This window comes from Herbaspirillum sp. Her2 (assembly GCF_057961375.1).
Map to the genome: position 1 here is coordinate 5,133,487 of NZ_CM176331.1, position 26,735 is coordinate 5,160,221.

A 26,735-nucleotide genomic window follows, 5' to 3' on the forward strand; every position below is an offset into this window, starting at 1 on the left:
CTACTGCGGGCGATGCGCAACAGCGGCGCTTACGAGGACTTGCGCACGCGCAGGTACCATTCGCACAGCAGGCGCACCTGCTTGGGCGTGTATCCCTTGCTGACCATGCGATTGACGAAGTCTTCGTGTTTCTGCATTTCCTCGGTGGAGCCCTTGGCGTTGAAGGAAATCACCGGCAGCAGGTCTTCGGTGTTGGAGAACATCTTCTTCTCGATCACCACGCGCAGTTTTTCGTAACTGGTCCACAGCGGATTCTTGCCGCCGTTGTTGACCCGCGCACGCAGCACGAAGTTGACGATCTCGTTGCGGAAGTCCTTGGGGTTGCTGATGCCGGCCGGCTTCTCGATCTTTTCCAGTTCCGCATTCAGGGCCGCACGGTCGAAGCTCTCGCCGGTATCGTGATCGCGGTATTCCTGGTCCTGGATCCAGAAGTCGGCATAGGTCACGTAACGGTCGAAGACGTTCTGGCCATATTCCGAATACGACTCCAGGTAGGCGGTCTGGATTTCCTTGCCGATGAATTCGGCGTAGCGCGAGGCCAGCGTGTCCTTCACGAAGGAGAGATATTTCTGCTCGGTCTCCTGCGGGAATTGTTCGCGTTCGATCTGCTGTTCCAGCACGTACATCAGGTGCACCGGATTGGCCGCTACCTCGGTGGTATCAAAGTTGAACACCCGCGACAGAATCTTGAAGGCGAAGCGCGTGGAGATGCCGTTCATGCCTTCATCCACACCGGCATAGTCGCGATACTCCTGGTAGGACTTGGCCTTGGGGTCGGTGTCCTTGAGGTTCTCGCCGTCATAGACCTGCATCTTGGAGAAGAGGCTGGAATTTTCCGGTTCCTTCAGGCGTGTCAGCACCGAGAACTGCGCCATCATCTTCAGCGTGCCGGGCGCGCAAGTGGCTTTGCCCAGCGAAGAGCTGCGGATCAGCTTTTCGTAGATCTTGATTTCTTCGGAGACGCGCAGGCAATACGGCACCTTGACGATGAAGATGCGGTCCAGCAGCGCTTCATTGTTCTTGTTGTTGCGGAAGGCCTTCCATTCCGATTCGTTGGAGTGGGCCAGGATGACGCCATCGAAGGGGATCGCGCCGAAACCTTCGGTACCCTTGAAGTTGCCTTCCTGCGTGGCCGTCAACAGCGGGTGCAGCACCTTGATGGGGGCCTTGAACATTTCCACGAATTCCAGCAGGCCCTGGTTGGACAGGCACAGGCCGCCCGAGTAGCTGTAGGCGTCGGCATCGTCCTGCGAATATTGTTCCAGCTTGCGGATGTCGACCTTGCCGACCAGGGTGGAAATATCCTGGTTGTTTTCATCGCCCGGCTCGGTCTTGGAAATGCCGATCTGGCGCAGGATGGACGGATAGCGCTTGACCACACGGAACTGACGGATGTCGCCGTTGTACTCGTGCAGGCGCTTGACGGCCCAGGGGCTCAGGATGGGTTTGAGATAGCGGCGCGGGATGCCGTATTGCTCTTCGAGGATGGGGCCGTCTTCGTCGTAATCGAACAGGCCCAGCGGGGATTCATTGACCGGCGAGCCCTTGATGGAATAGAAGGGCACCTGTTCCATCAACTGCTTCAGGCGTTCAGCGATGGAGGACTTGCCGCCACCGACCGGACCCAGCAGATAAAGGATCTGCTTCTTTTCTTCCAGGCCTTGCGCGGCATGGCGGAAATACGAAACCACCTGCTCGATCACTTCTTCCGCGCCGTAGAACTCCTTGAAGGCGGGATAGACCTTGATGACCTTGTTGGCGAAGATGCGCGAGAGGCGCGGATCTTCCCGGGTGTCGACCTTCTCCGGTTCGCCGATGGCCATCAGCATCCGTTCGGCAGCCGATGCATAGACTGCCGGGTCGTTCTTGCAAAGATTCAGATACTCTTCAAGCGATAATTCTTCTTCTCTGGTCTTGTCGAACCGGCTTGCAAAGCTGCTGTAGATATCCATACCACCTCCGTCGCTCTCAAAAAAGTACGAAACAGATTCATATGTCTGGACTTGCCATCTGCGGTTATCGAAGAACGCGTCGGTGACTCTGTATTGCGTCATTGCCGGTGTGTTCTTTGAAAGCCGTAGCCTCTACAACGTGATGCGAAGATCTTTTCAGATCCTGCAGTTCATTCTATTCCTTTTTTTGCTTCTGCTTGGTGATCCCTATAGTGCAGCTTCATTCAGCAAGCGCTGGATTTTCTTTGCATTTTCCCGCGCATTGGGGTGACGCGTTTATCCCATTGCGTGCGCAGGGACATTCGCAGCTTCATTCACATCATGCTCTTTCAATGTGCGGATTGCTTCAGCGGTTGACCACACGGTGCGCTATTTTCGCGCAGCGCGCCATCGTGAAAACCCTGATAGCCGGCGGGAGGGAACAGGCGGACAATGCCTGTCGGGCGGTTGCGCAGGCCAGCGCGGCTGGTGCCTGGCGATGCTGCCGATCTCCTCCTGCCGGTGCAATTCGTTCCTGCCTGCTTGCCGGTCTCTTTGCTTCATCTCCCCTTATAGCTGGAATCGTGCCAGGCATGTTTGTCATATTGCAGGGTGCAGCTTTCATGACGCATCTTTTTTGTAACAGGACGATTGCGGTGTCTCAATGTTGCTGATCGGCCTCATCCGCCTCCCGTGGGCAAGTCCGCGCACCGGTGTCCAGCCCTGCTGAAAAAATGCTTTAGATGATTTACGGATTTGTTCATGCGTGGGGCGCATGGCGTGCCTGCATTTTCTTCATGCATTGAACGCGTCAGGTGAAGGCTTGTACTGAAATCGGGGTGATGTCCTGCAAGCAACTTCATATCGGCTTTTTACCGGCCGGCTGGCGGCAGGGAAGGGGCGATTCTGGCCAGATGCGGCAATTCCGCCACGCATTGGCCCCGAACTCGGCCGTTGAGTGCCCGGGGAGGGCGTAAAAGCGCATAAGTCATTGACAGCGAAGTGGAAAATGCAGTCTAATTCAGGGTTCACCATCTGAAGAATTGCGCGCGGTGCCGACGCAGTGCTGTTTCAGTTGTCCACCGGTCGATTACCCAGTGATCACACCGGGAGGCGGCAGAGGCCAACAGAGTTAATGGTGTCAGCGATGCAGGGGCTGCCGGCTCAGACAGGCGGCAGGGCATCGGTGATGCGGAACAGGCACACCGAAAGCGGTTCCAGAATTCCGATTTATTTTTGCTGTTTGCTCCAAGGCAGCCCAACTTAGCGAGTCCAACATGAAACGTACTTACCAACCTTCCGTCGTGCGTCGCAAGCGTACCCATGGTTTCCGTGCCCGTATGGCAACCCGTGGCGGCCGTGCCGTGATCAACGCCCGTCGCGCCAAGGGCCGCAAGCGTCTGGCTGCAGTTTAAGCCGGGGCTTTGCGCTGCCGTTTCGTGTGACGGACGTCCGTACACCGCTTCCAGCACGTCAAGCAGGCGACTTCCCACGCGATCGGCGAATCGTTAAAACGGATGAGTTTTCATCCGTTTTTCGTTTGCGCCCCGTGTATCGTACCGAGCATTTCGTGTTGTACGCACGCCGCAACAGCCTGCCGCAAGCCCGTCTGGGCGTAGTGGCGGCCAAGCGGCTGGCACCGCGTGCGGTCACCCGCAACACGATCAAACGGGCCACGCGCGAGCTGTTTCGCCAGGCTGAACTGCCTGCCGTGGACTGCATCGTGCGCCTGTCGCGCCCGGTCAATACCAGGAAGGATCCTGCCCGCAGTGCGTCCGTCAAGGCCATGCTGCGTGCCGAACTGATGCAATTGTTCGCCTTCCTGCCGAGCGCCCCCGCGTTCGCCAGGAAATAGCCAGGAAAACAGGAAGTGATGAAGACCCCTCTGCTCCTGCTGTTGCGTGCCTACAAGCTGGGAGTGAGCCCTTTCCTGGGGCAGAATTGCCGTTTCTATCCCAGCTGTTCCGACTACGCTGCCGAGGCGGTGCGTCTGCATGGCGCGCTCAAGGGCAGTGTCCTGGCCGGCAAGCGTCTCTGCAAATGCCATCCCTGGCATGCCGGCGGCCTGGATTTCGTGCCCGGCTCGGCCGAGGCGCAAGCCCATGCACAGGCGCAGGCGAACAGCCCGTCTTCTTCCGTCGTTCCCGATTCCCCGACCTCTGCGCTGCCGTCTCCGGTAGCGCGGCTGTCTCCCCCTGTGGCCGCTGACGGTTGCAGCCACTCCTGAACTCATCAATACGCATATGGATATCAAACGTACCGTCCTGTGGGTTGTATTCTCCTTCTCCCTGTTGCTGCTGTGGGATGGCTGGATGCGCCATAACGGACATCAGTCGATGTTCTTCCCGTCGGCCAACCCGACTCAGGAGCAAGCCGCCGCCAATCCGGCCGCGCCCACCGCCAGCCCGACCGGTTCCCCGGTGCCGCAGGCTGGCACGCCGGCACCGGCACCTGGCGCGGTCCCCGGTGCTGACGTGGCTGCCGCTACCAAGGGCGAAACCATCACCATCACCACCGACCTGGTCAAGGCCAGCATCGATACCGTGGGCGGTGAACTGAAGCGCCTGGAACTGCTGAAGCAACCCGACGTGGTCGATCCGACCAAGAACGTCGTGCTGTTCGATTCCGAACCCGGCCACATGTACCTGGCGGAGTCGGGCCTGATCGGCGGTCCCTTCCCCAATCACAAGACCATCTTCACCGCACAGCCCGGCGCCCGTTCGCTGGACAACGGCAATGAAGTGCAGCTGGTGCTGGTAGCCGAGCAGGGCGGCGTGAAGCTGACCAAGACCTACACCTTCAAGCGCGACAGCTATCTGATCGACGTCAAGCACACCGTGACCAACACCACGGGTGCGACGATCAATCCTTCGCTGTACCTGCAGCTGGTGCGCGACGGCAACAAGCCGGGCGGCGAATCGCACTTCTACAGCACCTTCACCGGTCCTGCCGTCTACAGCAGCACCGAGCACTTCGAGAAGCTGGACTTCGAGAAGATCGCCAACGGCAAGCAGCAGCACGTCAACAAGGCGGACAACGGCTGGATCGCCATGGTGCAGCACTACTTCGTCTCGGCCTTCATCCCGCCGCAGAACGCGCAGCGCGACATCTTCAGCAAGAAGGTCGGCGACAACCTGTACGCGGTCGGTTCCATCCTGCCGCTGGGCAGCGTGGCCCCGAACGCCAGCGTGACCATGGATACCCAGCTGTATTCCGGTCCCACCGTCTCCAAGACCCTGCAAGCGATTGCCCCGGGCCTGGATCTGGTGCGCGACTACGGCCACCTGACCGTGATCGCCGAGCCGATCTTCTGGCTGATGACCCACATCCACAACCTGGTGGGCAACTGGGGCTGGACCATCATCCTGCTGACCGTGCTGATCAAGCTGGTGTTCTTCCCGCTGTCGGCCGCCAGCTATCGCAGCATGGCCAAGATGAAGGCGGTTTCGCCCAAGATGCAAGCCATCCGCGAACGCCACAAGGGTGATCCGCAGGCCATGAACCGCGAGATGATGGCGCTCTACAAGACCGAGAAGATCAATCCGCTGGGTGGCTGCCTGCCCATCGTGATCCAGATCCCGGTGTTCATCGCGCTGTACTCGGTGCTGCTGGCCTCGGTGGAAATGCGCGGCGCGCCTTGGCTGGGCTGGGTGCATGACCTGACCGCCCCGGACCGCCTGTTCGGCACCATCCCTTACTTCAACATGCCCATCGGTTTGCTGCCGATCATCATGGCTGCGTCGATGTTCCTGCAGACCAAGCTGAACCCGACGCCGCCGGATCCAGTCCAGGCCAAGGTGATGATGTTCATGCCGCTGGTGTTCTCGTTCATGTTCTTCTTCTTCCCGTCCGGCCTGGTGCTGTACTGGGTGACGAACAACATCCTGTCGATCGCGCAGCAATGGGTGATCACCCGCAATATCGAGAGCGGCAAGACCAAATAATTTGCTTCTTGCAGGCCATCAAAGGAAAAACCCGTGGAATCCACGGGTTTTTTTTCGGTCGTAGAGCGCAAGCAGGGTTAACATGGCTTTACGCCGTTGCTCCGAGGGGGATGCAGCGGCGGGCTCACCTCAACACAACAACAAGTATTTGCAGATGACTTTCGATTCTTCTCCCATTGCCGCCATCGCCACCGCACCCGGACGCGGGGGCATCGGCGTGGTCCGCATCTCAGGCAAGAACCTGGGCCCGGTGATCCGCGCCGTCTGCGGCCGCGACAGCCTGGCACCGCGCCACGCCACTTATCTGCCCTTCCTCAATGAGGATGGCAGCCCGATCGATCAGGGCCTGGCGATCCACTTCCCGGCCCCGCATTCCTATACCGGCGAGGATGTGCTGGAGCTGCAGGGCCACGGTGGCCCGGTGGTGATGCAGATGCTGCTGGCGCGCTGTGTGCAGGCGGGCCACGAGATCGGCCTGCGCCTGGCCGAGCCGGGTGAATTCACCCAGCGCGCCTTCTTGAACGACAAGATCGACCTGGCCCAGGCCGAGGCCGTCGCCGACCTGATCGAAGCGACCACCGAAGCGGCGGCCAAGTCGGCCTCCGAATCGCTCTCTGGCGCGTTCTCCAAGGTGATCCACGAGCTGGTGGACCAGGTCACGCGCCTGCGCATGCTGGTGGAAGCGACGCTGGACTTCCCCGAGGAAGAAATCGATTTCCTGAAACAGAGCGACGCACGCGGCCAATTGGCCACCATCCGCAGCACGCTGGAAGAGGTGTTCAAGCATGCCGCGCAAGGCGCCTTGTTGCGTGATGGCCTGAATGCGGTGCTGGCCGGCAAGCCCAACGTGGGCAAGTCTTCTCTGCTGAACGTATTGGCCGGATCGGATGTGGCCATCGTCACGCCGATCGCCGGCACCACGCGCGACAAGGTGACGCAGACGATACAGATCGAAGGCATGCCGCTCAACATCATCGATACGGCCGGCATTCGCGAGGCTGGTGAAGATGGCAGCGGTCCGGACGAAGTCGAGCGCATTGGCATCGAACGCACCTGGGCCGAGGTGGCCAAGGCGGACGTGATCCTGCACATGCTGGATGCGGACCGTGGCCCGACGCTGGAAGATGAAAAGATTACCGCGCGCTTCCCGGAAGGCGTGCCCATCATCCGCATCTGGAACAAGATCGACCGCTCCGGCCACAAGCCGGCGGTGGATCCGATGCCGGACGCCACGCACGTCTATCTGTCGGCGGCCGAAGGGCAGGGCGTGGACTTGCTCCGCGCCGAGTTGCTGCGCATTGCCGGCTGGCAGCAGACGGTGGAATCGCGCTACCTCGCGCGCGAGCGGCATTTGCTGGCACTGAAGGCGGCCGATGAACATCTGGCCCATGCAGCGGCGCATGCGGCGCTGGACAATGAGGCTGGTGAACATGCATTGGATCTGTTTGCAGAAGAGTTGCGATTGGCGCAAGAGCGCTTGTCCAGCATCACGGGCAAGTTCACGCCGGATGATTTGCTGGGGGTGATTTTTTCGCGGTTCTGTATCGGGAAATGAGCCGGATGCGGCGCAAAGCCGCGTCGGCCGTGGACGACAGGGGAAACGCCATTCCTGACAGATTCCCCACAGTCCACTGCACAATTGCAACGGATGTTACAGCGTGTAAAAACGTTGGAGGCGCGAGAGGGCGATCGTTATTCTGAAGTTCCTCCCCCTCCAATTCATCACCCCTGAGAATTGGATTTAACCCGCCGCCGCAAGGTGCGCGGGTTTTTTTATGGCTGCGCGGCTGGCTCTGCAGGAAACAGGCGGCGCTGCTAAGATGCCTGCTGCCTGAATTCATCCACCCTCATCCTCATAGGAAAAGAGCATGTCCGCCAATCCGCGCAACGCCGACTATCCCATTGATCCGCAATTCCTGAACCGCTGGTCCCCGCGCGCCTTCAACGGTGCCGAGATCTCCGAAGAAACCGTCCTGACCTTCCTCGAAGCCGCCCGCTGGGCACCCTCGGCCTACAATGCGCAGCCGTGGCGCTTCGTCTATGCGCGCCGTGGTACGCCGGCCTGGGACAGCCTGCTGGGCCTGTTGAATGAATTCAACCGTTCCTGGTGCGCCAATGCATCGGCCCTGTTCGTGGTGCTGTCGCGTACCGTGATGGTGCCGCCGGGTGCGACCGAGGCGGTGCCTGCGCCGACCCATTCCTTCGACACCGGTTCGGCCTGGGGCTATCTGGCGCTGCAGGCGTCGCTGTCCGGCTGGCATGCGCACGGCATGGCCGGCTTTGACAAGGACAAGGCCCGTACCGAGCTCAACGTCCCGGCCGAGTTTTCGGTGGAGGCGATGGTGGTGGTGGGCAAGCTGGGTGACAAGTCCATCCTGCCGGAAGGCCTGCAGGCACGTGAAGTCCCGAGCCCGCGTGAGCCGCTGTCCAAGCTGGCGTTTGAGGGCAAGTTCAAGGCTTGATGCCGGGCCGTAAAATATTTCGCAATTATTTTTAAAAAGGGCTGGCATTTTCAAAAAGGCTCTCCTATAATAGCGATCTTTCAGCAAGCAACGACAGCTGAAACGGTTTTAGGAGTGGTAGTTCAGTTGGTTAGAATACCGGCCTGTCACGCCGGGGGTCGCGGGTTCGAGCCCCGTCCGCTCCGCCAAATAAAACGCCTCATTCGCAAGAATGGGGCGTTTTTGTTTTTGCGGATTCTTTCCGGATTATTTACCTAAAGTTAAAAAAAGCCGATGCACCCAAAGATGCATCGGCTTCCTCATGCAGCCAGCAGCGAGCAGGGCCAATCAACCCTTGCCCTTGCTCCCCGACAACTGCTCCACCACCTGCCGTGGCGCTTCAGCATAGTGCTTGAACTCCATCGAGTAAGTCGCGCGCCCCTGCGAGAGCGAGCGCAGCGTGGTCGAGTAGCCGAACATTTCCGACAGCGGGACTTCAGCACGCACCAGCTTGCCGCCGCCCACCATGTCTTCCATGCCCTGTACCATCCCGCGCCGTGAGGACAGGTCGCCCATCACGTTGCCCATGAATTCCTCGGGCGTTTCCACCTCGACCTGCATCATCGGCTCCAGCAGCATCGGACCCGCACGCTTCATCGCTTCCTTGAAGGCCATGGAGCCGGCCATGCGGAAGGCGTTCTCGTTGGAGTCCACATCGTGGTACGAACCGAAGGTCAGCGTGGCCTTCACGTCCACCACCGGGTAACCCGCCAGCACGCCCGCCTTCAGCGACTCCTGGATGCCCTTGTCGACCGCCGGGATGAATTCGCGCGGGACCACGCCACCCTTGATGGCATCGACGAATTCATAGCCCTTGCCGGCCGGCTGCGGTTCCAGCTTGATGACCACGTGGCCATACTGCCCGCGTCCGCCGGACTGCTTGACGAACTTGCCTTCCACATCCTCCACGCCCTTGCGGATCGCTTCGCGGTAAGCCACCTGCGGCTTGCCGACCGTGGCCTCGACGTTGAACTCGCGCTTCATCCGGTCCACCAGGATTTCCAGGTGCAGCTCGCCCATGCCCGACATGATGGTCTGGCCCGATTCTTCATCGGTATGCACGCGGAAGGACGGATCCTCCTGCGCCAGGCGATTCAGGGCGATGCCCATCTTTTCCTGGTCGGCCTTGGTCTTCGGCTCCACCGCCTGCGAGATCACCGGCTCAGGGAAGATCATGCGCTCCAGGATGATGGGATGTTCCGGATCCGACAGCGTGTCACCGGTGGTCACATCCTTCAGGCCCACGGCGGCTGCGATGTCGCCCGCGAACACTTCCTTGATTTCCTTGCGCTCGTTGGCGTGCATCTGCAGGATGCGGCCCAGGCGTTCCTTCTTGCCCTTGACCGGGTTGTAGACCGTGTCACCCGAATTGACGATGCCGGAATACACGCGGAAGAAGGTCAGCTGCCCCACGAAGGGATCGGTCATGATCTTGAAGGCCAGCGCCGAGAACGGTTCCTCGTCCGACGGATGGCGCTCGATCTCGCTGTCGTCCTCGGCATGGCCGGCAATGGCGGGCACGTCGACGGGCGAGGGCAGGTAATCGATCACCGCATCCAGCATGGCCTGCACGCCCTTGTTCTTGAAGGCGCTGCCGGCCAGCATCGGCACGATCTCGTTGGCCACCGTGCGCAGGCGCAGGCCGCGCTTGATGTCGTCTTCGGTCAGGGGATTGCCGGAGAGATATTTCTCCAGCAGTTCCTCATTGGCTTCAGCTGCCTGCTCGACCATCAGGTCGCGCCAGTGGCGTGCGGTGTCCTCCAGCTCCAGCGGGATGTCTTCATACTTGAACAGCACGCCCTGGCTGGCTTCGTCCCAGATGATGGCTTTCATCTTGACCAGGTCGATCACGCCCGAGAAATGGTCTTCCGCACCCACCGGAATCTGGATGGGAACCGCTTTGCCCTTCAGGCGCTCTTCGATCTGCTTCTGCACGCGGAAGAAGTCCGCACCGATGCGGTCCATCTTGTTGACGAAGGCGATGCGCGGCACCTTGTACTTGTTGGCCTGGCGCCAGACGGTCTCGGACTGCGGCTGCACGCCGCCCACCGAGTCGTACACCATCACGGCGCCATCGAGCACGCGCATGGAGCGCTCCACCTCGATGGTGAAGTCCACGTGGCCCGGGGTGTCGATGATGTTGATGCGATGCTCGGGGTAATTGCCGGCCATGCCCTTCCAGAAGGCCGTGGTGGCGGCCGAGGTAATGGTGATGCCGCGTTCCTGCTCCTGCTCCATCCAGTCCATGGTGGCCGCACCGTTATGCACTTCGCCGATCTTGTGGTTGACACCCGTATAAAAAAGAATGCGCTCGGTGGTCGTGGTCTTGCCCGCGTCGATATGCGCGCTGATACCGATGTTGCGGTAGTTTTCTATTCGGGTCTTGCGGCTCATGGCATGTCCTTTCGATGGGTGCCGTCAAATGCTGGATTCAGTGTTGATGGTGACGATTGATCAAATTGCCCGCTACAAAGTTTATTTATGTAACGAGCATTAGATAATAGGAACGTCTTCCCCAAAGTTCAAGGTCTGGCGATTTATTTTTGTAATGCCGACTAAATTAAACTACACTTCTCCGCAACACCATTACCGCCAGGGGTAATACCCCGCAAAGGAAACCGATGATAAAAACCCGTGGCCGCCCGCGCAGCTTCGACCGCGACCAGGCGCTGCAGCAGGCCATGCAAGTGTTCTGGAGCAAGGGCTACGAAGGCACCACCATGGCCGATCTGTGCGAGGCCATAGGCGTGAAGGCGCCCAGTCTCTACTCGGCCTTCGGCGACAAGGATGCGCTGTTCCGTGAAGTCATGGAGGTCTACTCGCGCACCATCAGCGCCGAACCGCTGCGCCTGTTGCAGGCCGGCAAGGGCATTCGCGAAGACCTGCAAGCCATGCTGCGCGCCAGTGTGCGCATGTATTCGGGCAAGTCGACGGTGCCGGGCTTGCCGGCAGGAAAGGGGTGTATGGTAGTGATTTCCGCCATCAACTGTGCACCCGAAAACAGCGAGCACAGTGATGCGCTCTCGCAACGTCGCCACAAGCGCCGCAATGAAATCCGCGCGCGCCTGCTGCAGGCGCAGCGTGAAGGGGAGATCCGGGCCGATGCCGATGTCACCGCCCTGGGAGATTTCTATACCAGCTTCCTCAATGGACTGGCGCTGGGTGCGCGCGATGGGGTCTCCACGGCGCGGCTGGCCGCCACGCTGGCGCATGCGATGCTGCCGCTGGAAAACGTGATGGTGCATGCGCTGCCGCCGGAGTGAATGAAGCCGGCTGCGCCCGTTACGATATCCTCCCTCCCTTTGCCGTTACCAGGACCCTTACCAGCCTCATGAGACCCTTGCACTATGCCGTCATCGGCGGCGGCATCAACGGCCTGGCCGTGGCCCGCCAGTTGCTGCTGGATCAACCCGATGTGCGCGTCACCGTCTTCGAGAAGGAAGACGCCGTGGCCCGCCACCAGTCCAGCCATAATTCCGGCGTGGTCCACGCCGGCCTGTATTACGAACCGGGCGGCCTCAAGGCGCGGCTGTGCCGGCGCGGCGTCGAGCTGGTCAGGACCTACTGCGAGCAGAATGGCTTGCCCTACGATGAATGCGGCAAGGTGGTGGTGGCGCTGGAGGCGGACGAATTGCCGCGCCTGGAAGCCATCCATCGCAAGGCGCTGGCCAATGGCGTGCAGGATGTGGAGATGATCGACAGCGCACGCCTGCGCGAGATCGAACCGCATTGCGTAGGGCTGCGCGCGCTGTATTCGCCGCGCACGGCCATCGTCAGCTATGGCCAGATCGCGCAGCACATGGCGCAGGAGATCGTGCAGAGGGGCGGCGTGATCCGTCTCAATGCAGCGGTGCAACGCGTGTTCGAACAGGGGCAGCATGTGCAGATCGAACTGGCCGGCGGCGAGGTGCACGGTGATGCGTTCGATTTCGTCATCGCCTGCTGCGGCCTGCAGTCAGACCGGCTGGCGCAGCAATCGGGCGATGTCGCCACGCCGCGCATCGTGCCCTTCTTCGGTCAGTACTACGTCATCGATGAAGCCTTCAAGTCGCATGTCCGGGGCCTGATCTATCCGGTGCCCGATCCGCGCTTTCCTTTCCTCGGCGTGCATTTCACCAAGCGTATCGATGGCCAGATGACCATCGGTCCGAACGCCTTCATTTCGCTGGGGCGCGAGAATTACCAAGGGGATCGTTTCAGCCTGCGCGACGTGGCCGACTATCTCGGCTATCCGGGTTTCTGGAAATTCGCCAGCCGCAACATGGCCGCGACCCTGCGTGAACTGAAAACGGTGATCAGCGAGCGGCACTTCGTGCGCGAAGCTGCCCGCTATGTGCCGGCCTTGTCCGAGGTGAGCGTGACCCCGGCGGTGCGCGGCATTCGTGCCCAGGCCATGGAACCCGATGGCCGGCTGGTGGATGATTTCGTGATTCGCCAGAGCAGCCGTGTCACGCATATCCGCAATGCCCCTTCGCCCGGGGCCACCTCGTCATTGGCCATCGGCGAGCACATCGTGCGCAACCTGATCCACCCGCACGGGACGATATGAAAAAAACGCCGCGACGGTCAGCCCGTCGCGGCGTTTTCATTCGTACTGGCGTACTGAAGCGATGCCGGTCAGGCCGCGCGGGCCAGTGTTCCGTCGTTTTCCTTCAGTTGGCCTCCCAGCGCGTCGACCAGCGCGGTCAGCAGCTTCGCCAGCTCACCGGTCATCAGCATGAAGTCGCCATCGAAGCGTTCATCGTCGTTCTTGCCGGCGATCTCGCTGTCTTCCTTGAGCACGTCCAGCGGCGCGATGCGCTTGACCGACAGGTTCTCGGTCAGCACGAAGGACACCTTGTCGGCCCAGGTCAGCGCCAGGCGCGTGCACTGCTTGCCGGCTTCGATGTGGCGGCGGATGTCGTCGGCTTCCAGCGTGTGGCGCACATAGCGCACCGTGGCCTTGCTCTCGGCGGTGGAGCGCAGCTCGGTATCCTGGTCCACGGTGAAACCGTTGGGCGCTTCGTCGCTGGCCAGCCAGTCGGTCATGGCCGCTGCCGGCGACATGACGGTACGCAGCGTTTCCAGCGGGAACTTGGGGATGGCCTTGAACAGCAGCTTCAGGACTTCTTCGGCCTTGGACGGCGAGCCGGCATCGACCAGCAGCCAGCCATTGACCGGATCGATCCAGACCCAGGTACTGCGCACTACCGAGAAGGCGCGCGGCAGCAGTTCGTCGGTGACCTGTTCCTTCAATTCCTTGGTCTGCTTGCGGCCCGGCGGGAAACCTTGCTGCTCTTCCAGCTCGGCGGCACGGGCCTTGGTGACCTGGTTGATGACGGTCGAGGGCAGCAGTTTCTTCTCGGTATCGAGTTTCAACAGCAGCTGGCGGTTGACCACATGCACCAGTTTTTCATTGTTGCGCGGCGGCACCCAGCCCTGGCTCTGCATGTCCAGGCTGGAGCAGGCGGTGAAGGCCTGCGGCGCGAGATGGGATTCGAGTTCGTCGGCATTGATCGCCCACGGTGCGGGCAAACGGTAGATCTGGAGATTCTTGAACCACATAGGTTTCCGGAGCAGGGCAAAGAGGGAAAGGGGGAGATTTTACACGCCCGTCTCGCCGCAAGCGATGTCGGATTGTCCACGCTTGCAGTTAAATTTTTCGTGGCCGGGCTTGCCGCAGAGTACGTCAGAAAAACGCACAAATAGTTCGCGGAAATATGGATCAGCCGCCGAACGGCAACTCCGCCTGCAGCGCCTGCGCTGTCAATGCAAGCTCATCCTTGCGCGAGAGCGCGCCCACGCGCACACCGAGCAGGCGCAGCTTCTTTTCCAGGGGGACGCGCTTGAGGCATTCCCCCGCCGCCTGGCGGATGGTGGCAGCGTCCCCGGTGGGTGCGGGCAGCGTAACATCGCGCGTCACACCCTGGAAATCGGCGTATTTCAGTTTGATGCCGATGGTGCGGCCGACATAGCCCTTGCGCTCCAGGTCACCGGCCAGCTTTACGCACAGGGCGGTGAAGATTTCCGAGAGTTGCGTACGGTCGGCACGCGCATGCAGGTCGCGTTCAAAGGTGGTTTCCCGGCTGATGGATTTGGGTTCGGAATAAGTTTGCACCGGACGATCATCGACGCCTTGTGCCACGCGGCCCAGCCATTCCGAATAACTGCGCCCGAAATGTGCCCGCAGCATTTCAGGTGATGCACGTGCCAGGTCGGCCACGGTCTCGATGCCCAATGCCGCCAGCTTTTCGGCGGCCTTCGGTCCGATGCCGTTGATCTTGCGCGCCGGCAGCGGCCAGATGCGGCGCTCGATATCCTCGGGCGTGAGGATGGTCAGCCCATCGGGTTTGTCCAGTTCGGAAGAGATCTTGGCCAGCATCTTGTTGGGCGCCACACCGACGGAGCAGGTAAGCGCCGTAGCGGCATGCACCGCATCCTTGATCTGGCGCGCGACTTCATGCGCGGTATCGGGCCACGCAGAAAGATCGATATAGATTTCATCGATGCCGCGATCCTCGATCAGCGGCGCGATGCTGCGCACCGCTTCCTTGAACAGGCGCGAATACTTGCGATAGGCCTCGAAGTCGGTCGGCAGCAGGATGGCGTCCGGTGCCAGCTGGGCCGCCTTCATGATGCCCATGGCCGAGAAGACGCCGAGCGCGCGCGCCTCGTAGGTGGAGGTGGTGACCACGCCGCGCCCGGCGTAATCGCGCATGCGGAAATACTGGCGCGTACCGTCGGGCAATTCCACCGGCCGCGTGGCCGAACCGCCGCCGATGACCACCGCCTGGCCGCGCAGGTCGGGATAGCGCAGCAATTCCACCGACGCATAGAAAGCGTCCATGTCGAGGTGGGCGATGCGGCGTTCGTTGGCCATGGTGGTGCGTGCAGCGAAGAAAAAGCGGAAGCGGCGCGATCAGTAATGCGGCGGCTTCTCGTTGGCGGCGGCGCGGTCCTGGCTGGTGTCGGACAATTCCTTGAAGCGCTTGGCCAGGGCATGCAGCAGCATGTCCAGTTCTTCGATCTTCTTTTCCTGGCGATAGACGGTCTGGTTCAGTTCGTCCAGCAGGTGTTCCTGATGGGCGAGTTTCATTTCCAGGTCGATGAGGCGGTCGTCTTGGGTCACTTGTGTTGTTCCTTGGAAGAGTGGCTCAGGCTGGCAGCGCGGTCATCACTGATGAGCCAATGCAAGGCACCGGCCGCAGCGGCGCGCCCGGTGGCAAAGCAGGCGGTAAGCAGGTAGCCGCCGGTGGGCGCTTCCCAGTCCAGCATCTCGCCGGCGCAGAACACGCCCGGCAGGGCACGCAGCATCAGCGCATCATCGAGCGCCTCGAAGCTGACGCCACCGGCGCTGCTGATGGCTTCGGCGATGGGACGCGTGCGCAGCACGGTCAGCGGCAGGGCCTTGATGGCGCGCGCCAGCTTGCCCATGTCGGCGAAGTCGTCCTTGCTGACCAGCTCGCGCAGCAGTCCGGCCTTCACGCCCTTGAGATGCAGGCGGCTTTGCAGGTGGCTGGAGAGCGAACGCGCACCACGCGGATGGGCCAGTTCGGCTTCCACTTTTTCCAGCGGCCAGTCGGGCAGCAGGTCCAGGTAGAGACGCGCCGCGCCTTCTGCGGCGATGGTGTCGCGCAACGCCGAGGACATGGCATAGACCAGGCTGCCTTCAATGCCTTCGGCGGTGATGATGAATTCGCCGCGGCGATTCTGCACGCCGCCGCTGGGCAGTGCCGTGCTGGCCACCACCGGCTTGACCGGTTCGCCCGCGAAGCGGCTGCGGAAATGTTCGCTCCAGTCCAGCTCGAAGCCACAGTTGGAAGGCAGCAGTGGTGCGACCTCGACCTGGCGGTCTTGCAGCAGCGGCACCCAGCTGCCGTCCGAGCCCAGGCGCGGCCAGCTGGCGCCGCCCAGAGCCAGCACCACGGCATCGGCTTGCACATCGGTGTGGCCATCAGGATGGGCAAAGCGCAGCGCGCCGTCCTCCTGCCAGCCCAGCCAGCGATGGCGCATGTGGAAGCGTACGCCGGCTTCGCGCAGGCGATGCAGCCAGGCGCGCAGCAGCGGTGCGGCTTTCATCTCGCGCGGGAAGACGCGGCCGGAGCTGCCCACAAAGGTCTCGATGCCGAGGCCGTGTATCCAGGCACGCAATTGGTCGGCGTCGAAGCGGCGCACGAAGGGTGCGACCTGTTCACGGCGATGGCCATAGCGCGGCAGGAAGTCGGGTTGCGGTTCGGAGTGCGTGATGTTCATGCCGCCGCGCCCGGCCAGCAGGAATTTGCGGCCGGCCGAGGGCATGGCGTCGTAGACGTCCACGGCGGCGCCTTGTGCGGCCAGCACTTCGGCGGCCATCAGGCCGGCCGGACCGGCGCCGATCACGGCCACGCGGCGGCTGCCGGGAGCGAGTTGGGGGAGAGTGTGCATCGATGTCATGCGCGGCATGATACCGCCCGCCTGCGAGCAGCGCACGCGCTTCCCGCTGATCGCTGCGGATCGGCGGGCAAAACGGTCAGCGGCGATGCGGCGCGCTGTACTTGTTTTCCAGACGGGCCACCACCAGTGCCAGGCAGATGGTCATGGAGAAATACAGGATGGAGATGGTGATATACGGCTCCCAATAGCGGGCATACGTGCCCGCCACGGTACGCGCGGCATAGGCCAGTTCGGCCAGGCCGATGGCCGAGACCAGCGAGGAATCCTTCAACAGCGTGATCGCTTCGTTGCCCAGCGGCGGCAGCATGCGGCGAAACGCCTGCGGCAGCACCACGTAGCGCATCGTGAGCCCGTAGTTCATGCCCAGGCTGGCGGCGGCATAGGACTGGCCGCGTTCGATGGACTGGATGCCGGCGCGGAAGATTTCCGAAATGTAGGCCCCTGCATTGAGCGACAGCGCGACCGTGCCGGAGAGGAAGGCACCATAGTCCTGCTTGATGGTGCGCGCCAGTTCGCCGGTGATGAGCAGGCCATGTTCCTGTTGCACCAGCAGCGGCATCACCGCGAAGTGGATCAGCATGATCTGCACGAACAGCGGCGTGCCACGGAAGAAGGCGACGTAGAAGCTGGCCAGCCAGCGCAGCAGCTTCAGCGGCCACTTCCAGGGGCCGTGCTGCAGGTCGGCCAGGCGCAGCATGCCCACCAGCAAGCCGATCACGGTGCCGATCAGGATACTGATCAGCGACACCTGCAAGGTCATGAGGACGCCCTTGGCGAACAGTGGCGCGTAGCCTTGGATGATGCTCCAGCGGAAATCCATGTCGGACTCGATTGGTGGTTGAAATCGGGAAAGGAACAAAACGGGGACGGCGGCCGGGGCCGCCGTCTTGTTGCCGGATCAGGCAGTCATGCACTCAAGCACTCATGCAGTCCTCTGCTCCTGTAGAGGTCGGCAGGAGCGGCAGGACGGCGTGCGGGCTTATTTGCCGAAGTATTGTGCGCTGATGGCGGCGAAGCTGCCATCGGCCTTCATGTCGGCCAGGCCCTTGTTGATCTTGGCCAGCAGTTCCGGATCATCCTTGCGCACGGCGATGCCGTAGTCTTCCTTGGGGAAGCTGGGATCGGTGACGGTACGCAGCTTGCTGTTGGGGTTGTTGGCGATGTAGTTCTTGACCACCGGTTCATCGGCCACGACGGCGTCGACGCCACCGCTTTCCAGTTCCTTCAGGGCCAGCGGGGTGGAGTCGAAGCGCTTGATCTTGGCGCTGTTCTTGCCCAGCACCTGCTGCACCAGTTCGTCGCCGGAGGTGGCGCTCTGGGTACCGACGGTCAGGGGCTTCAGGTCGTCCATCTTGCTGACCTTGGTGTCGGCGGCCGGCAGGGCGATGGTCTGGGTGGCCACGAAGTAGGGCTCGGAGAAGGCCACCGACTTCTTGCGTTCATCGGTGATGGTGATGGCCGAGATCAGCAGGTCGCGGTCACCTTGCGCCAGGAAGTTGAAGAAGCCTTCGAAGGGCGTCGGTACGAACTTGACTTCGATGCCGATCTTCTTGGCCAGGGCCTTCATGACGTCGATGTCGAAACCGACCACATCCTTCTGTTCGTTTTCCGAGGAGAAGGGCGCATAGGCCGATTCCACGCCGACCACGTAGACGCGGGCGGCTGCGGCTTGCGGCGCGGGGGCGGCGGCGCTCTTGTCTTCTTGCTTGCCGCAGGCGGCCAGGCCCAGCATGCCGACGAAGCCGGCGGTCAGCGCCAGCGTACGGGCGTGGCGGGAGAACATCTTGATCATTGCTTGATTTCCTTGTCTGGAATGGTTGGGGCAACAGGGGCAGGCGAGCGGGTAGCGCGGCGGGCGGTGTTGCTTGGGTGAAACTCGGGGATTTTTTTGCAGGCGGCATTGTAAACCGCGATGCGGCCAGGGCGCTCATTTCGAGATCAAATCGCACAATGGATGTGCGTGATATCGACATTTTCGCCACGTTTCAGGCGCGTATGCGCCGCTGGACTCAACTTCCTTCAGGCGTCGGCCGCGGTTTCTGCAACAACGCCTTCAAATTCGCCAGCCGCGCCTGCGGCGTGATCTTCTCGCTCTCCTGCGGCACCGCTTCGCCTTCATCCAGGCGCATCTCCTTGACGAAGCGCGAGATCTGGCATTCGATCACTTCCTTGGCGCGCTTGCGGCGCTTGCACCAGGACAGGTGCAGCGAACGCTGCGCACGGGTGATGCCCACGTACATCAGGCGGCGCTCCTCTTCCACGCGCGCAGCAGCAGCCTCGGGCGGGGTGTCGGGGTCGCCCTTGTGCGGCAGGATGCCTTCCTCCACGCCGACCAGGAACACGTGCGGAAACTCCAGTCCCTTGGAGGCATGCAGGGTCGACATGCGTACCGCATCCTGTTCTTCGTCGCGCCCTTCGAGCATGCTCATCAGCGCCACCATCTGCGTGATCTCCAGCAGGTTCTTTTCCTCGCCCTCGCCATCGCGCCCGCCACAGGCACGCTCCTTCAACCAGTTGATGAAGTCCACCACGTTCTGCCAGCGCGCCTGCGCCGCGCGTTCCTCGAAGCTGTCGTAGAGGTAGAACTCGTAGTTGATCGCCTCCATCATGTCGTCCAGCACCCGGCCGGCCTCTTCGCCGCTGCCGGACGGACCCGGCCGCGTGGCGCGCGATTCCAGCGCATTGATGAAGTCGCAGAACTTGCGCAGCGGCAGCAGCTGGCGGTCGGTCAGCTTGTCTTCCAGGCCGCCCTTGTAGACCGCCTCGAACAGCGAACACTGCCACTGCCCGGCCAGCGTGCCCAGCACTTCCAAGGTCGCCTGGCCGACGCCACGGCGCGGCGTGGTGACGGCGCGGATGAAAGCCGGGTCATCGTCCTGGTTGGCAATCAGGCGCAGGTAGGCAATGATGTCCTTGATCTCGGCACGGTCGAAGTAACTCTGCCCGCCCGACATCACGTAGGGTATGCGTTCGCGCCGCAAGGATTTTTCCAGGATGCGCGCCTGGTGGTTGCCGCGATACAGGATGGCGTAATCGGCAAATTTGGCGCGCCGCTCGAAGCGGTGCGCCGAGAGCGTGATGGCGATCTGGTCGGCTTCGGCTTCTTCATCATCCATCGCCATGACCGTGATCGGGTCTCCCAGTCCGTGCTCGGACCACAAGGTCTTGTCGAACAGCTTGGGATTGTTGGAGATCACCGCGTTGGCCGCCTGCAGGATGCGCGTGCTGGAACGATAGTTCTGCTCCAGCTTGATGAGGTGCAGGTTGGGAAAATCCACGCCCAAGAGTTTCAGGTTCTCGATGGTCGCGCCGCGCCAGGCATAGATGGCCTGGTCATCGTCACCCACGGCGGTAAACATCGGCTTCTTGCCCACGCCGGTCACCAGCAGCTTGACCAGTTCGTACTGGCAGGTGTTGGTGTCCTGGTATTCGTCGATGAGCAGGTAGCGCAGCTTGCGCTGCCAGCGGTCGCGCACTTCCTCGTTGCTGCGGAACAGTTCCACCGGCAGGCGGATCAGGTCATCGAAATCGACCGCCTGGTACGCCTTCAGCGTAGCCACATAGCTGCGGTAGATGCGCGCGGCCTGGGCTTCGTCTTCGGTGCGGGCATTCTTTTCGGCCAGCTCGGGATCGACCAGGCCGTTCTTCCACAAGGAAATGGAATTCTGGATGCCGCGGATGATGGCCTTGTCGGTGGTGACCGCCAGTTCTTGCACGAGGGAAAAACAATCATCGCTGTCCATGATTGAAAAGCGGTCCTTCAGCCCCAGATGCTTGGACTCCTGCCGCAGGATCTTCACGCCCAGCGAATGGAAGGTCGAGACCGTGAGGTGCTTGGCCTGCTTGGGATCCTTGAGCAGCTTGGCGATGCGCTCCTGCATTTCCAGCGCAGCCTTGTTGGTGAAGGTGAGCGCGGCGATGTTGCGCGATTCGTAACCGCAGTTCTCGATCAGGTGCGCGATCTTCTGCGTGATCACGCGGGTCTTGCCCGAACCGGCACCGGCCAGCACCAGGCAGGGCCCGGCCATGTAGTGGACGGCTTCGCTTTGCGGCTTGTTCAGGCCGAAGGAGGGTGCGGACATACGGAGGCGATCGGCGTGGGCAGGAGAAGAAACGAGGCGCCATTGTAGCAGCCCGCCCGACCGGCCCGGCTGCGCCTGTGGGACAATGCCCGCATTGCCGGCGGCAACAACAACACGAGAGCAACCATGAAATTCAACCATCTCATCCAGATCAACGATCCGACGAATCCGCTGATCGATTCCCTGACCCGCGAGCAACTCTGGCGCGGCCTGGTCCTGCGTGCGGAGTCGCCGCGCCTGTTCATGCCGCATCTGGATGACTGCCGCCTCTCCGAAAAAAGCCTCGACAGCGTGCGCCGTGAATTGCGCTATGGCGAGCTGGTCATCATCGACAAGGTCACTTACCTGCCGCAGATCCAGGTGCTCTATGAAGTGCCCTCGCAGGGCGAGATCCCGGCGTCGCGCATGAGCATGACCATCGAGGAGCCCCAGGCCGATGTGCTCTTCGTGCGCTTCGAGTATGACGACGGCAAGCCCGAGGATGTCACCGGCGAAGAAGCTTTCTATGACAACTTCCGCCGCTCGGCTTATCAGGAAGCCGATATCGATACGGTGCGCATCATCCGCGAACTGACCCAGCGTGGTGAGCTGCATTGAAGAAACTGAATCAAGTTTCCCGTTGAGTCAGTTTTCCTGATGTAACAAAATAAGAAGGCGCGCTCCCTGCGGAGCGCGCCTTTTTGCTTGATGAGGTGGAGTGGGCCTCAGGCCAGCAAGCGTCCCAATGCGCCATTGACCAGGGCACCGCCAATCACCAGCCAGGCAAACAGCACCGCACCGAGGATCATGGGCTTGATGCCTGCACTGCGCAGCGCCGAGAGATGGGTGGACAGTCCCAGGGCCGCCATGGCCATGGCCAGCATCAGCGTATCGGCTTGCAGCACCAGCTGGTTGACCGCGGCCGGCAGCGGGAAGAAGGAGTTGAACACCACCACACCGATGAAGGCGAAGGCGAACCAGGGAATGGACAGCTTGCGGGGCTGGTGCTCGTGTCCGGTGACGGACGGCGCTGCCTTCATCGACAGCATCAGCAGGAAGGGCGCCAGCATCATCACGCGGACCATCTTGGTGATCACCGCGACGTCGGCCGTGTGCTGATCGATGGAGCGTGCAGCGGCCAGCACCTGCGCCACTTCATGGACGGTGGAACCGATGTAGACGCCGAAGTCCGGCAGGCGCAGGCCCCACACCGGTTCGGCCTGCAGCGTATAGAGCAGCGGATAGAGGAAGATCGCCAGCGACCCGAAGATGACCACGGTCGAGACCGCCACGGTGACCTGCTCGCTGCGGGCGCGCAGCACCGGCTCGGTGGCCATCACGGCAGCCGCACCGCAGATCGAGCTGCCGGCACCGATCAGCAGCGCGGCATCGCGATCCAGCTTCAGCAACTTGGTACCGACCAGCCAGGCCAGCCCGAAGGTGGACAGCAGCATGGCCGCGTCGATCACCACACCAGCCACGCCGACGTGGGCGATGTCCTGGAAGGTCAGGCGGAAGCCGTAGAGGATGATGCCCGCACGCAGCAGCGTCTGCTTGGAGAAGCGTACGCCCTCGCCGCAGTACGCGCCAAGGCGCGGATAGACGGTATTGCCGATCACGATGCCCAGCACGATGGCGACAGTCAGGGCCGAGAAGCCGTGATTCTGCAGCCAGCCGATATTGCCCAGGCTCATGGCCGCCCAGGCGACGGCGCCCGAAAGCGCCAGTCCGGCGGCGGCCGGCGGCAGGGAGGAAGTCTGGATGGCGGTACGCATGGGGCTCTCCACGAAGGGTGCTGTCGATGGAGTGCACTTTACGCGCCGGGCTTATAAAAGAAAAACGCGTTATTTTGCTAATATCTACCTGTTTAACAGGTAGATGGGCGGTGACGTTTTCTGCGCACCCCCATGTCGGAAATGCATAAAGGAGGATCGATGAGGATCACGCTGCGGCAATTGCAGATTTTTCTGGCCGTGGCCCAGTCGGGCTCGACCACGGCGGCGGCCGGGCTGGTGGCGCTGTCGCAGTCGGCGGCCAGCGCTGCATTGAACGAACTGGAGAGCCTGCTGGGCGTGCAATTGTTCGACCGTGTCGGCAAGCGGCTGGTGTTGAACGACAGCGGCCGCCAGCTGCTGCCGCAGGCGCGCCACATGCTGGATGCAGCCCAGACCATCGAGCGCCAGTTCAGCGATCCGGCCGCGCGTAGCGACCTGCATCTCGGGGCATCCACCACCATCGGCAGCTATCTGCTGCCGGCCATGATCGCCGCTTATCGGCGCAGTCATGCAGGGGCGCGAGTGCGCGCGCTGGTGGCCAATACCGCCGATATCGTGGAGGCCGTAGTCAACTTCGAAGTGGATGCGGGACTTATTGAAGGCCCCTGCCATGCCGATGATGTGCAGGTGGAGCCGTGGATGACCGATGAACTGATCGTGGTGGCCGCGCCCAAACACCCCATCGTCCGCGCACGCCGCAAGATCACCCTGAAGATGCTGCGCGAAGCCGACTGGCTGCTGCGCGAGGCCGGGTCCGGCACGCGCGAGGCGGTCGAGCATGCGCTCATTCCCTACCTGCATCATTTGCCGTCCTCCTTCGAGTTCGGCAATTCGGAAGCCATCAAGCGCGCCACCGCGGAAGGCCTGGGCATCAGCTGCCTGTCACGCTCGGTGGTGGAAGATTTGATCGAATCAAGGAAGCTGGTCGAACTGGAGACGCCGCTGCCGACCTTGCGCCGGCATTTCTACATGGTGGTCAGCCGCCACCGCGCGCCTTCGCCGAGCCTCGCGGCGCTGCTGTCGTTCTGCCGCGACTGGGCGCAGCGGCAGGCACCGCACTGAAGACGGGGCCTGCCAGGGGCTGGGGTCAGATCGGTTCGAAGACACCCGCGCTGCGGTTCTTGGCCACCTTGTTCCAGGCGAAGATGCGGCCGTTCATGGCCACATACACCCCCGGCGGCAGGATCTGGGCTACGCCGCAGGCAAAGCCGAAGTTGAAGAAGGCGTCGGAATTGGCGATCTCGTAGGGGATCATGGCGCCGGTCAGCACCACGGTCTTGTCGGTGAGCGCCTGGCCGAGCACCTGGGCGGTCTGCTGCATCGTGTCGGTGCCGTGGATGATGACGATGGCCTGCTGCGCCGAGGCCTGGCAGGCTTCCAGCACGCGCTGGCGGTCGCCGTCCTGCATCTCCAGCGAATCGAGCAGGCGCAGGGTTTCCAGGGAAACTTCGGTGGTGATGCGGGCGCGGGCAATGACGTCCGGCAGGTGGCTCTCGCCAAAGCCAAGCTGGCCCGCGATTTCGTCGTAATGCTTGTCGAAGGTGCCACCGGTGGCGATGATGCGCAGGCTCATGGGTTTCCTATCTTCCAACTGGTCAAAATGTTCACATCGCGGGATAAGCAAGATGCGGTCCCGGACGCCGCGTGCCAGCCGCTTCCCCCCCGGATAGCCGCCGCTATGGCTGCTGGCAGGCGCTATCTTACACGCAGGAAGCTTCATTTTCGTGCGAAGCCGGGCGGGTCAGGAGCGATTTTCCAAGGACATTTATAATGGACCGCATATGAAACCTCTGGCACCCGGCACCGTCATCTTCCACCGCCATCGCGGCTATGGCGTGATCGTGCTCGTCAACCTGATGACGGGCTGGATTTCTGCGCGCTTCGGCAGCGAAGTGCGCACCCTGGACCTGAACCTGTCGTCGGACGAAGTGCAGCACGCCGATGGCACGCCCATTTTGTTTCGCCGCGCTCCGCCGGACCGCATGCCGCATGCGCGCCTGATGGCCATGGTGCGCGAGCTGCATCGTGCCGGCTACCAGCGGCTCTACCTCTACAGCTGGCCCAAGCCGTCCGGTCTGCACTGGCGCTGGCATCTCTTCAGCGGTCCGCGCAACTGGATCGAGCGGCCCTGGCGCGAGGGCTGGTATGGCTCGGGCGCCGATTACAACTTCAATCCGGTGATGGGCTGGGGAGACGGACCGTCTTCGTCTCCCGAAGAACTGGCGCGCCTGCTGGCCCAGTTCGACCCGCAGGGCCTGGCCCAGGCGCTGGGCGAAGACGAAGCCCACGCCAGCTGGTTCGAACTGGTGTGCGCCACGCTGTTGCCGGATTACGCCTTCAGCCTTGGCTGGCACAGCAACGGCAGCATTCCGGAACACCTGCCGGTGATCCCGATCCGGCGCAACGTCCCCGAATACGCCGGCCCGCCGCTACCTTGGCCGCCGGGTTGGCGCCACCTGTGGAAGCGCGCCGGGGCCATGCCCCAGCTCACCTATGACCCGCCGGTCAGAACCATTCACCGCATCACCCCAGAGCCTCAGGATTGAGCACGTTCCTGGGCGCACCGGCGGCGTAGTCGACGATGTTCTGGAAGGCCGCGCGGAAGTAAAGTTCATATCCGTCTTTTTCCACATAGCCCAGGTGCGGGGCGGCCACTACGTTGTCCATCTTCAGCAGCGGTGAATCTACCGGCAGCGGCTCGCGCTCGTAGACGTCGAGCGCAGCCAGTCCGGGACGGCCGGCGTGCAGGGCCGCTTCCAGCGCATCGGCCTCGACCAGTTCGGCGCGGCTGGTGTTGACGAAGCAGGCGGTCGGCTTCATGCGGGCCAGGTCGCTGGCCTTGACGATGCCGCGCGTGGCGTCGTTCAAGCGCAGGTGCAGGGTCAGTACGTCGGCCTGGGTGAAGAAATCTTCCTTGCTGGCGGCAGCGTGCAGGCCATCCTTGACGGCTTGCTCGCGGCTGGCCTCGCGTCCCCACACCACCACCTGCATGCCGAAGGCGCGGCCATAACCGGCCACCAGCTTTCCGATCTTGCCGTAGCCCCAGATGCCCAGGGTGCGTCCCTTCAGGGCGGTGCCGATCAGGTTGTGATGCGGCGTGGGCGAGACCTGCTGCCAGGCCCCCGCGCGCAGGGCGCTGCAATATTGCGGCACGCGGCGCATGGCAGCCATGATGAGGGCCCAGGTCAGCTCGGCCGGTGCGGTCGGGTCGCCCACGCCTTCGACGATGGCAATGCCGCGCGCGGTGGCGGCGGCCACGTCGACATGGCCGCTGACCTTGCCGGTCTGGGAAATCAGTTTCAGCAGGGGGAGTTTTTCCAGCAGGGGCTGGGTGAGGGCGGTGCGTTCGCGGATCAGCACCACGGCGTCGAAGGGCGCCAGCCGCGCGGCCAGCTGGCCGGTGCCGCGCACGGTGTTGGTGAAGACCTTGACGTCGTGGCCGTCGAGCAGACGGAAGCAATCTAGGTGGCGCACGGCATCCTGGTAGTCGTCGAGGATGGCGATTTTCATGGGAAGTCTCCTGGCACTCTTGAGGGCTGTGACCGGCCACCTGCGTGGCCGGCGTGGGCGTCCATCATAAAGCGATTGCCGGGATTCGGCACGGGCGCTGTTGCCCATGCAATTGGGGCGGCGCGTAAAGCTCGCATATTTTTCAGGGCCGCCCGATCCGGCGGCCGCCAGCGACTCCGATGACTGCCGCACAGGCCGGCAGCGGCATCATCCAGCAGATGTCGGTGACCCTCGATCCGGCCATGCAGGAGGACAGCCTGGTGCCGGTGCTGCCGGAATGGCAGGTGGCCGGTCCGGACATCGTGGCGCTTTACCAACCAACACGCCGCGAGACGGCCAAGGTGAAAGTTTTCGTCGCATTTCTGCAGGAGATATTCACGTTGTGAATGGCATATCGCCCGCAATGCCCCGCAAATCCAGTGTTCATGCGGTTTATCAAGGAATGACTGTTATATGCCACGGTAATGAATTAACAGATTTTTTTTGATTTGTAATTACCTACTACATAAGTCGGGTATTTTTCGCTACAAATTTGCGTAAATTCCGTTTTATCGGGGTACAATCGCTGCCACTTTCCTGCACTCTCGACTGTCGAAGAGTG

24 protein-coding genes and 1 tRNA gene are annotated in these 26,735 nt (G+C 62.1%); 13 read left to right on the forward strand and 12 right to left on the reverse strand.

Going from position 1 to position 26,735, the window contains the following annotated elements; genetic code table 11:
* Nucleotides 1-29: 29 nt before the first annotated feature.
* Nucleotides 30-1,952 carry a PrkA family serine protein kinase gene (locus ACWHXP_RS23315; protein ID WP_013236263.1) on the reverse strand — a complete coding sequence of 641 codons (1,923 nt, stop codon included), beginning with the start codon at nt 1,950-1,952 and terminating at the stop codon, nt 30-32.
* Between the two features lie 1,256 nt (nt 1,953-3,208).
* On the opposite strand from ACWHXP_RS23315, the gene rpmH reads away from it, so the two are divergent.
* The 7 genes from rpmH to ACWHXP_RS23350 all read left to right on the forward strand — a co-directional run bounded on the left by rpmH (nt 3,209) and on the right by ACWHXP_RS23350 (nt 8,525).
* Nucleotides 3,209-3,346: a 50S ribosomal protein L34 gene (gene rpmH / locus ACWHXP_RS23320; protein ID WP_006461360.1), complete on the forward strand. Its 138-nt coding sequence runs from the start codon at nt 3,209-3,211 to the stop codon at nt 3,344-3,346.
* Nucleotides 3,347-3,372: 26 nt separating this feature from the next.
* A complete protein-coding gene (gene rnpA, locus ACWHXP_RS23325; RefSeq protein WP_134223607.1) occupies nt 3,373-3,786 on the forward strand; it encodes a ribonuclease P protein component in 414 nt (137 codons plus the stop codon).
* An 18-nt stretch (nt 3,787-3,804) separates the two neighbouring features.
* Nucleotides 3,805-4,158 (forward strand): membrane protein insertion efficiency factor YidD, encoded by a 354-nt coding sequence (gene yidD / locus ACWHXP_RS23330; RefSeq protein ID WP_134223606.1) that lies wholly within the window; start codon nt 3,805-3,807, stop codon nt 4,156-4,158.
* Between the two features lie 16 nt (nt 4,159-4,174).
* A complete protein-coding gene (gene yidC / locus ACWHXP_RS23335; RefSeq protein WP_489623959.1) occupies nt 4,175-5,875 on the forward strand; it encodes a membrane protein insertase YidC in 1,701 nt (566 codons plus the stop codon).
* 154 nt (nt 5,876-6,029) lie between these two features.
* Nucleotides 6,030-7,430: a tRNA uridine-5-carboxymethylaminomethyl(34) synthesis GTPase MnmE gene (mnmE, locus tag ACWHXP_RS23340; RefSeq protein WP_209584367.1), complete on the forward strand. Its 1,401-nt coding sequence runs from the start codon at nt 6,030-6,032 to the stop codon at nt 7,428-7,430.
* A 313-nt stretch (nt 7,431-7,743) separates the two neighbouring features.
* Entirely contained in the window at nt 7,744-8,337 is a 594-nt protein-coding gene (locus ACWHXP_RS23345; RefSeq protein ID WP_039783592.1) for a nitroreductase family protein, read from the forward strand.
* Nucleotides 8,338-8,448: 111 nt separating this feature from the next.
* Nucleotides 8,449-8,525, forward strand: a tRNA-Asp gene (locus ACWHXP_RS23350).
* Between the two features lie 139 nt (nt 8,526-8,664).
* Here the strand turns inward: ACWHXP_RS23350 and fusA are convergent.
* Complete coding sequence (gene fusA, locus ACWHXP_RS23355; protein ID WP_088755108.1) at nt 8,665-10,770, reverse strand: elongation factor G; 2,106 nt, start codon at nt 10,768-10,770, stop codon at nt 8,665-8,667.
* Between the two features lie 227 nt (nt 10,771-10,997).
* Between fusA and ACWHXP_RS23360 the strand changes: the two genes are divergently transcribed.
* Together ACWHXP_RS23360 and lhgO are read left to right on the forward strand one after the other, a co-directional pair.
* Nucleotides 10,998-11,639, forward strand: coding sequence for a TetR/AcrR family transcriptional regulator (locus tag ACWHXP_RS23360; protein WP_204726962.1), 642 nt, complete (start codon nt 10,998-11,000; stop codon nt 11,637-11,639).
* A 68-nt stretch (nt 11,640-11,707) separates the two neighbouring features.
* Nucleotides 11,708-12,925 (forward strand): L-2-hydroxyglutarate oxidase, encoded by a 1,218-nt coding sequence (gene lhgO, locus ACWHXP_RS23365; RefSeq protein ID WP_489634932.1) that lies wholly within the window; start codon nt 11,708-11,710, stop codon nt 12,923-12,925.
* A 68-nt stretch (nt 12,926-12,993) separates the two neighbouring features.
* Here the strand turns inward: lhgO and ACWHXP_RS23370 are convergent, their stop codons facing one another.
* The 7 genes from ACWHXP_RS23370 to ACWHXP_RS23400 form a co-directional block, all read right to left on the reverse strand.
* Entirely contained in the window at nt 12,994-13,920 is a 927-nt protein-coding gene (locus ACWHXP_RS23370) for a recombination-associated protein RdgC (protein WP_034330361.1), read from the reverse strand.
* Nucleotides 13,921-14,080: 160 nt separating this feature from the next.
* The gene (gene dinB, locus ACWHXP_RS23375; RefSeq protein WP_259433442.1) at nt 14,081-15,235 is read right to left on the reverse strand and encodes a DNA polymerase IV; all 1,155 of its coding nucleotides are present in this window, start codon (nt 15,233-15,235) and stop codon (nt 14,081-14,083) included.
* Nucleotides 15,236-15,274: 39 nt separating this feature from the next.
* Nucleotides 15,275-15,484, reverse strand: a complete 210-nt coding sequence (locus ACWHXP_RS23380) for a SlyX family protein (RefSeq protein WP_083859453.1) — start codon at nt 15,482-15,484, stop codon at nt 15,275-15,277.
* Nucleotides 15,481-16,779: a TIGR03862 family flavoprotein gene (locus ACWHXP_RS23385; protein ID WP_204726964.1), complete on the reverse strand. Its 1,299-nt coding sequence runs from the start codon at nt 16,777-16,779 to the stop codon at nt 15,481-15,483. Before ACWHXP_RS23385 ends, ACWHXP_RS23380 begins: the two co-directional genes overlap by 4 nt.
* A gap of 85 nt (nt 16,780-16,864) precedes the next feature.
* A complete protein-coding gene (locus ACWHXP_RS23390) occupies nt 16,865-17,608 on the reverse strand; it encodes an amino acid ABC transporter permease (RefSeq protein WP_034330368.1) in 744 nt (247 codons plus the stop codon).
* Between the two features lie 159 nt (nt 17,609-17,767).
* The gene (locus tag ACWHXP_RS23395) at nt 17,768-18,580 is read right to left on the reverse strand and encodes a basic amino acid ABC transporter substrate-binding protein (protein ID WP_134223600.1); all 813 of its coding nucleotides are present in this window, start codon (nt 18,578-18,580) and stop codon (nt 17,768-17,770) included.
* Nucleotides 18,581-18,797: 217 nt separating this feature from the next.
* Nucleotides 18,798-20,870, reverse strand: coding sequence for a UvrD-helicase domain-containing protein (locus ACWHXP_RS23400; RefSeq protein WP_145605004.1), 2,073 nt, complete (start codon nt 20,868-20,870; stop codon nt 18,798-18,800).
* 126 nt (nt 20,871-20,996) lie between these two features.
* On the opposite strand from ACWHXP_RS23400, the gene ACWHXP_RS23405 reads away from it, so the two are divergent.
* Nucleotides 20,997-21,467 (forward strand): SRPBCC family protein, encoded by a 471-nt coding sequence (locus ACWHXP_RS23405; protein WP_489623950.1) that lies wholly within the window; start codon nt 20,997-20,999, stop codon nt 21,465-21,467.
* Between the two features lie 107 nt (nt 21,468-21,574).
* On the opposite strand, the gene ACWHXP_RS23410 is transcribed toward ACWHXP_RS23405, so the two are convergent.
* The gene (locus ACWHXP_RS23410) at nt 21,575-22,624 is read right to left on the reverse strand and encodes a YeiH family putative sulfate export transporter (protein WP_204726967.1); all 1,050 of its coding nucleotides are present in this window, start codon (nt 22,622-22,624) and stop codon (nt 21,575-21,577) included.
* A 159-nt stretch (nt 22,625-22,783) separates the two neighbouring features.
* Between ACWHXP_RS23410 and ACWHXP_RS23415 the strand changes: the two genes are divergently transcribed.
* A complete protein-coding gene (locus tag ACWHXP_RS23415) occupies nt 22,784-23,686 on the forward strand; it encodes a LysR family transcriptional regulator (RefSeq protein WP_489634931.1) in 903 nt (300 codons plus the stop codon).
* A gap of 25 nt (nt 23,687-23,711) precedes the next feature.
* On the opposite strand, the gene ACWHXP_RS23420 is transcribed toward ACWHXP_RS23415, so the two are convergent.
* Nucleotides 23,712-24,197 carry an asparaginase domain-containing protein gene (locus tag ACWHXP_RS23420; RefSeq protein ID WP_489634930.1) on the reverse strand — a complete coding sequence of 162 codons (486 nt, stop codon included), beginning with the start codon at nt 24,195-24,197 and terminating at the stop codon, nt 23,712-23,714.
* A 208-nt stretch (nt 24,198-24,405) separates the two neighbouring features.
* Here ACWHXP_RS23420 and ACWHXP_RS23425 point away from each other — a divergent pair, with 208 nt between their 5' ends.
* A complete protein-coding gene (locus tag ACWHXP_RS23425; protein WP_034330392.1) occupies nt 24,406-25,170 on the forward strand; it encodes a hypothetical protein in 765 nt (254 codons plus the stop codon).
* Here ACWHXP_RS23425 and ACWHXP_RS23430 read toward each other — a convergent pair.
* A complete protein-coding gene (locus ACWHXP_RS23430; protein WP_489623948.1) occupies nt 25,148-26,134 on the reverse strand; it encodes a D-2-hydroxyacid dehydrogenase family protein in 987 nt (328 codons plus the stop codon). The two genes, ACWHXP_RS23425 and ACWHXP_RS23430, sit on opposite strands and share 23 nt — an antisense overlap.
* Nucleotides 26,135-26,313: 179 nt before the next feature.
* Here ACWHXP_RS23430 and ACWHXP_RS23435 point away from each other — a divergent pair, with 179 nt between their 5' ends.
* The gene (locus ACWHXP_RS23435) at nt 26,314-26,520 is read left to right on the forward strand and encodes a LysR substrate-binding domain-containing protein (RefSeq protein ID WP_489634929.1); all 207 of its coding nucleotides are present in this window, start codon (nt 26,314-26,316) and stop codon (nt 26,518-26,520) included.
* Nucleotides 26,521-26,735 lie beyond the last annotated feature (215 nt).

Bases quoted from the DNA above. Each gene is read 5' to 3' on its own strand.
- ACWHXP_RS23385 (WP_204726964.1), bottom strand. From the start codon at position 16,779: ATGCACACTCTCCCCCAACTCGCTCCCGGCAGCCGCCGCGTGGCCGTG.
- fusA (WP_088755108.1), bottom strand. From the start codon at position 10,770: ATGAGCCGCAAGACCCGAATAGAAAACTACCGCAACATCGGTATCAGC.
- ACWHXP_RS23315 (WP_013236263.1), bottom strand. From the start codon at position 1,952: ATGGATATCTACAGCAGCTTTGCAAGCCGGTTCGACAAGACCAGAGAA.
- ACWHXP_RS23400 (WP_145605004.1), bottom strand. From the start codon at position 20,870: ATGTCCGCACCCTCCTTCGGCCTGAACAAGCCGCAAAGCGAAGCCGTC.
- yidC (WP_489623959.1), top strand. From the start codon at position 4,175: ATGGATATCAAACGTACCGTCCTGTGGGTTGTATTCTCCTTCTCCCTG.
- ACWHXP_RS23370 (WP_034330361.1), bottom strand. From the start codon at position 13,920: ATGTGGTTCAAGAATCTCCAGATCTACCGTTTGCCCGCACCGTGGGCG.
- ACWHXP_RS23395 (WP_134223600.1), bottom strand. From the start codon at position 18,580: ATGATCAAGATGTTCTCCCGCCACGCCCGTACGCTGGCGCTGACCGCC.
- mnmE (WP_209584367.1), top strand. From the start codon at position 6,030: ATGACTTTCGATTCTTCTCCCATTGCCGCCATCGCCACCGCACCCGGA.
- ACWHXP_RS23405 (WP_489623950.1), top strand. From the start codon at position 20,997: ATGAAATTCAACCATCTCATCCAGATCAACGATCCGACGAATCCGCTG.
- ACWHXP_RS23425 (WP_034330392.1), top strand. From the start codon at position 24,406: ATGAAACCTCTGGCACCCGGCACCGTCATCTTCCACCGCCATCGCGGC.
- ACWHXP_RS23410 (WP_204726967.1), bottom strand. From the start codon at position 22,624: ATGCGTACCGCCATCCAGACTTCCTCCCTGCCGCCGGCCGCCGCCGGA.
- ACWHXP_RS23435 (WP_489634929.1), top strand. From the start codon at position 26,314: ATGACTGCCGCACAGGCCGGCAGCGGCATCATCCAGCAGATGTCGGTG.
- ACWHXP_RS23420 (WP_489634930.1), bottom strand. From the start codon at position 24,197: ATGAGCCTGCGCATCATCGCCACCGGTGGCACCTTCGACAAGCATTAC.
- ACWHXP_RS23430 (WP_489623948.1), bottom strand. From the start codon at position 26,134: ATGAAAATCGCCATCCTCGACGACTACCAGGATGCCGTGCGCCACCTA.
- lhgO (WP_489634932.1), top strand. From the start codon at position 11,708: ATGAGACCCTTGCACTATGCCGTCATCGGCGGCGGCATCAACGGCCTG.
- rpmH (WP_006461360.1), top strand. From the start codon at position 3,209: ATGAAACGTACTTACCAACCTTCCGTCGTGCGTCGCAAGCGTACCCAT.
- yidD (WP_134223606.1), top strand. From the start codon at position 3,805: ATGAAGACCCCTCTGCTCCTGCTGTTGCGTGCCTACAAGCTGGGAGTG.
- ACWHXP_RS23390 (WP_034330368.1), bottom strand. From the start codon at position 17,608: ATGGATTTCCGCTGGAGCATCATCCAAGGCTACGCGCCACTGTTCGCC.
- ACWHXP_RS23415 (WP_489634931.1), top strand. From the start codon at position 22,784: ATGAGGATCACGCTGCGGCAATTGCAGATTTTTCTGGCCGTGGCCCAG.
- dinB (WP_259433442.1), bottom strand. From the start codon at position 15,235: ATGGCCAACGAACGCCGCATCGCCCACCTCGACATGGACGCTTTCTAT.
- ACWHXP_RS23345 (WP_039783592.1), top strand. From the start codon at position 7,744: ATGTCCGCCAATCCGCGCAACGCCGACTATCCCATTGATCCGCAATTC.
- ACWHXP_RS23360 (WP_204726962.1), top strand. From the start codon at position 10,998: ATGATAAAAACCCGTGGCCGCCCGCGCAGCTTCGACCGCGACCAGGCG.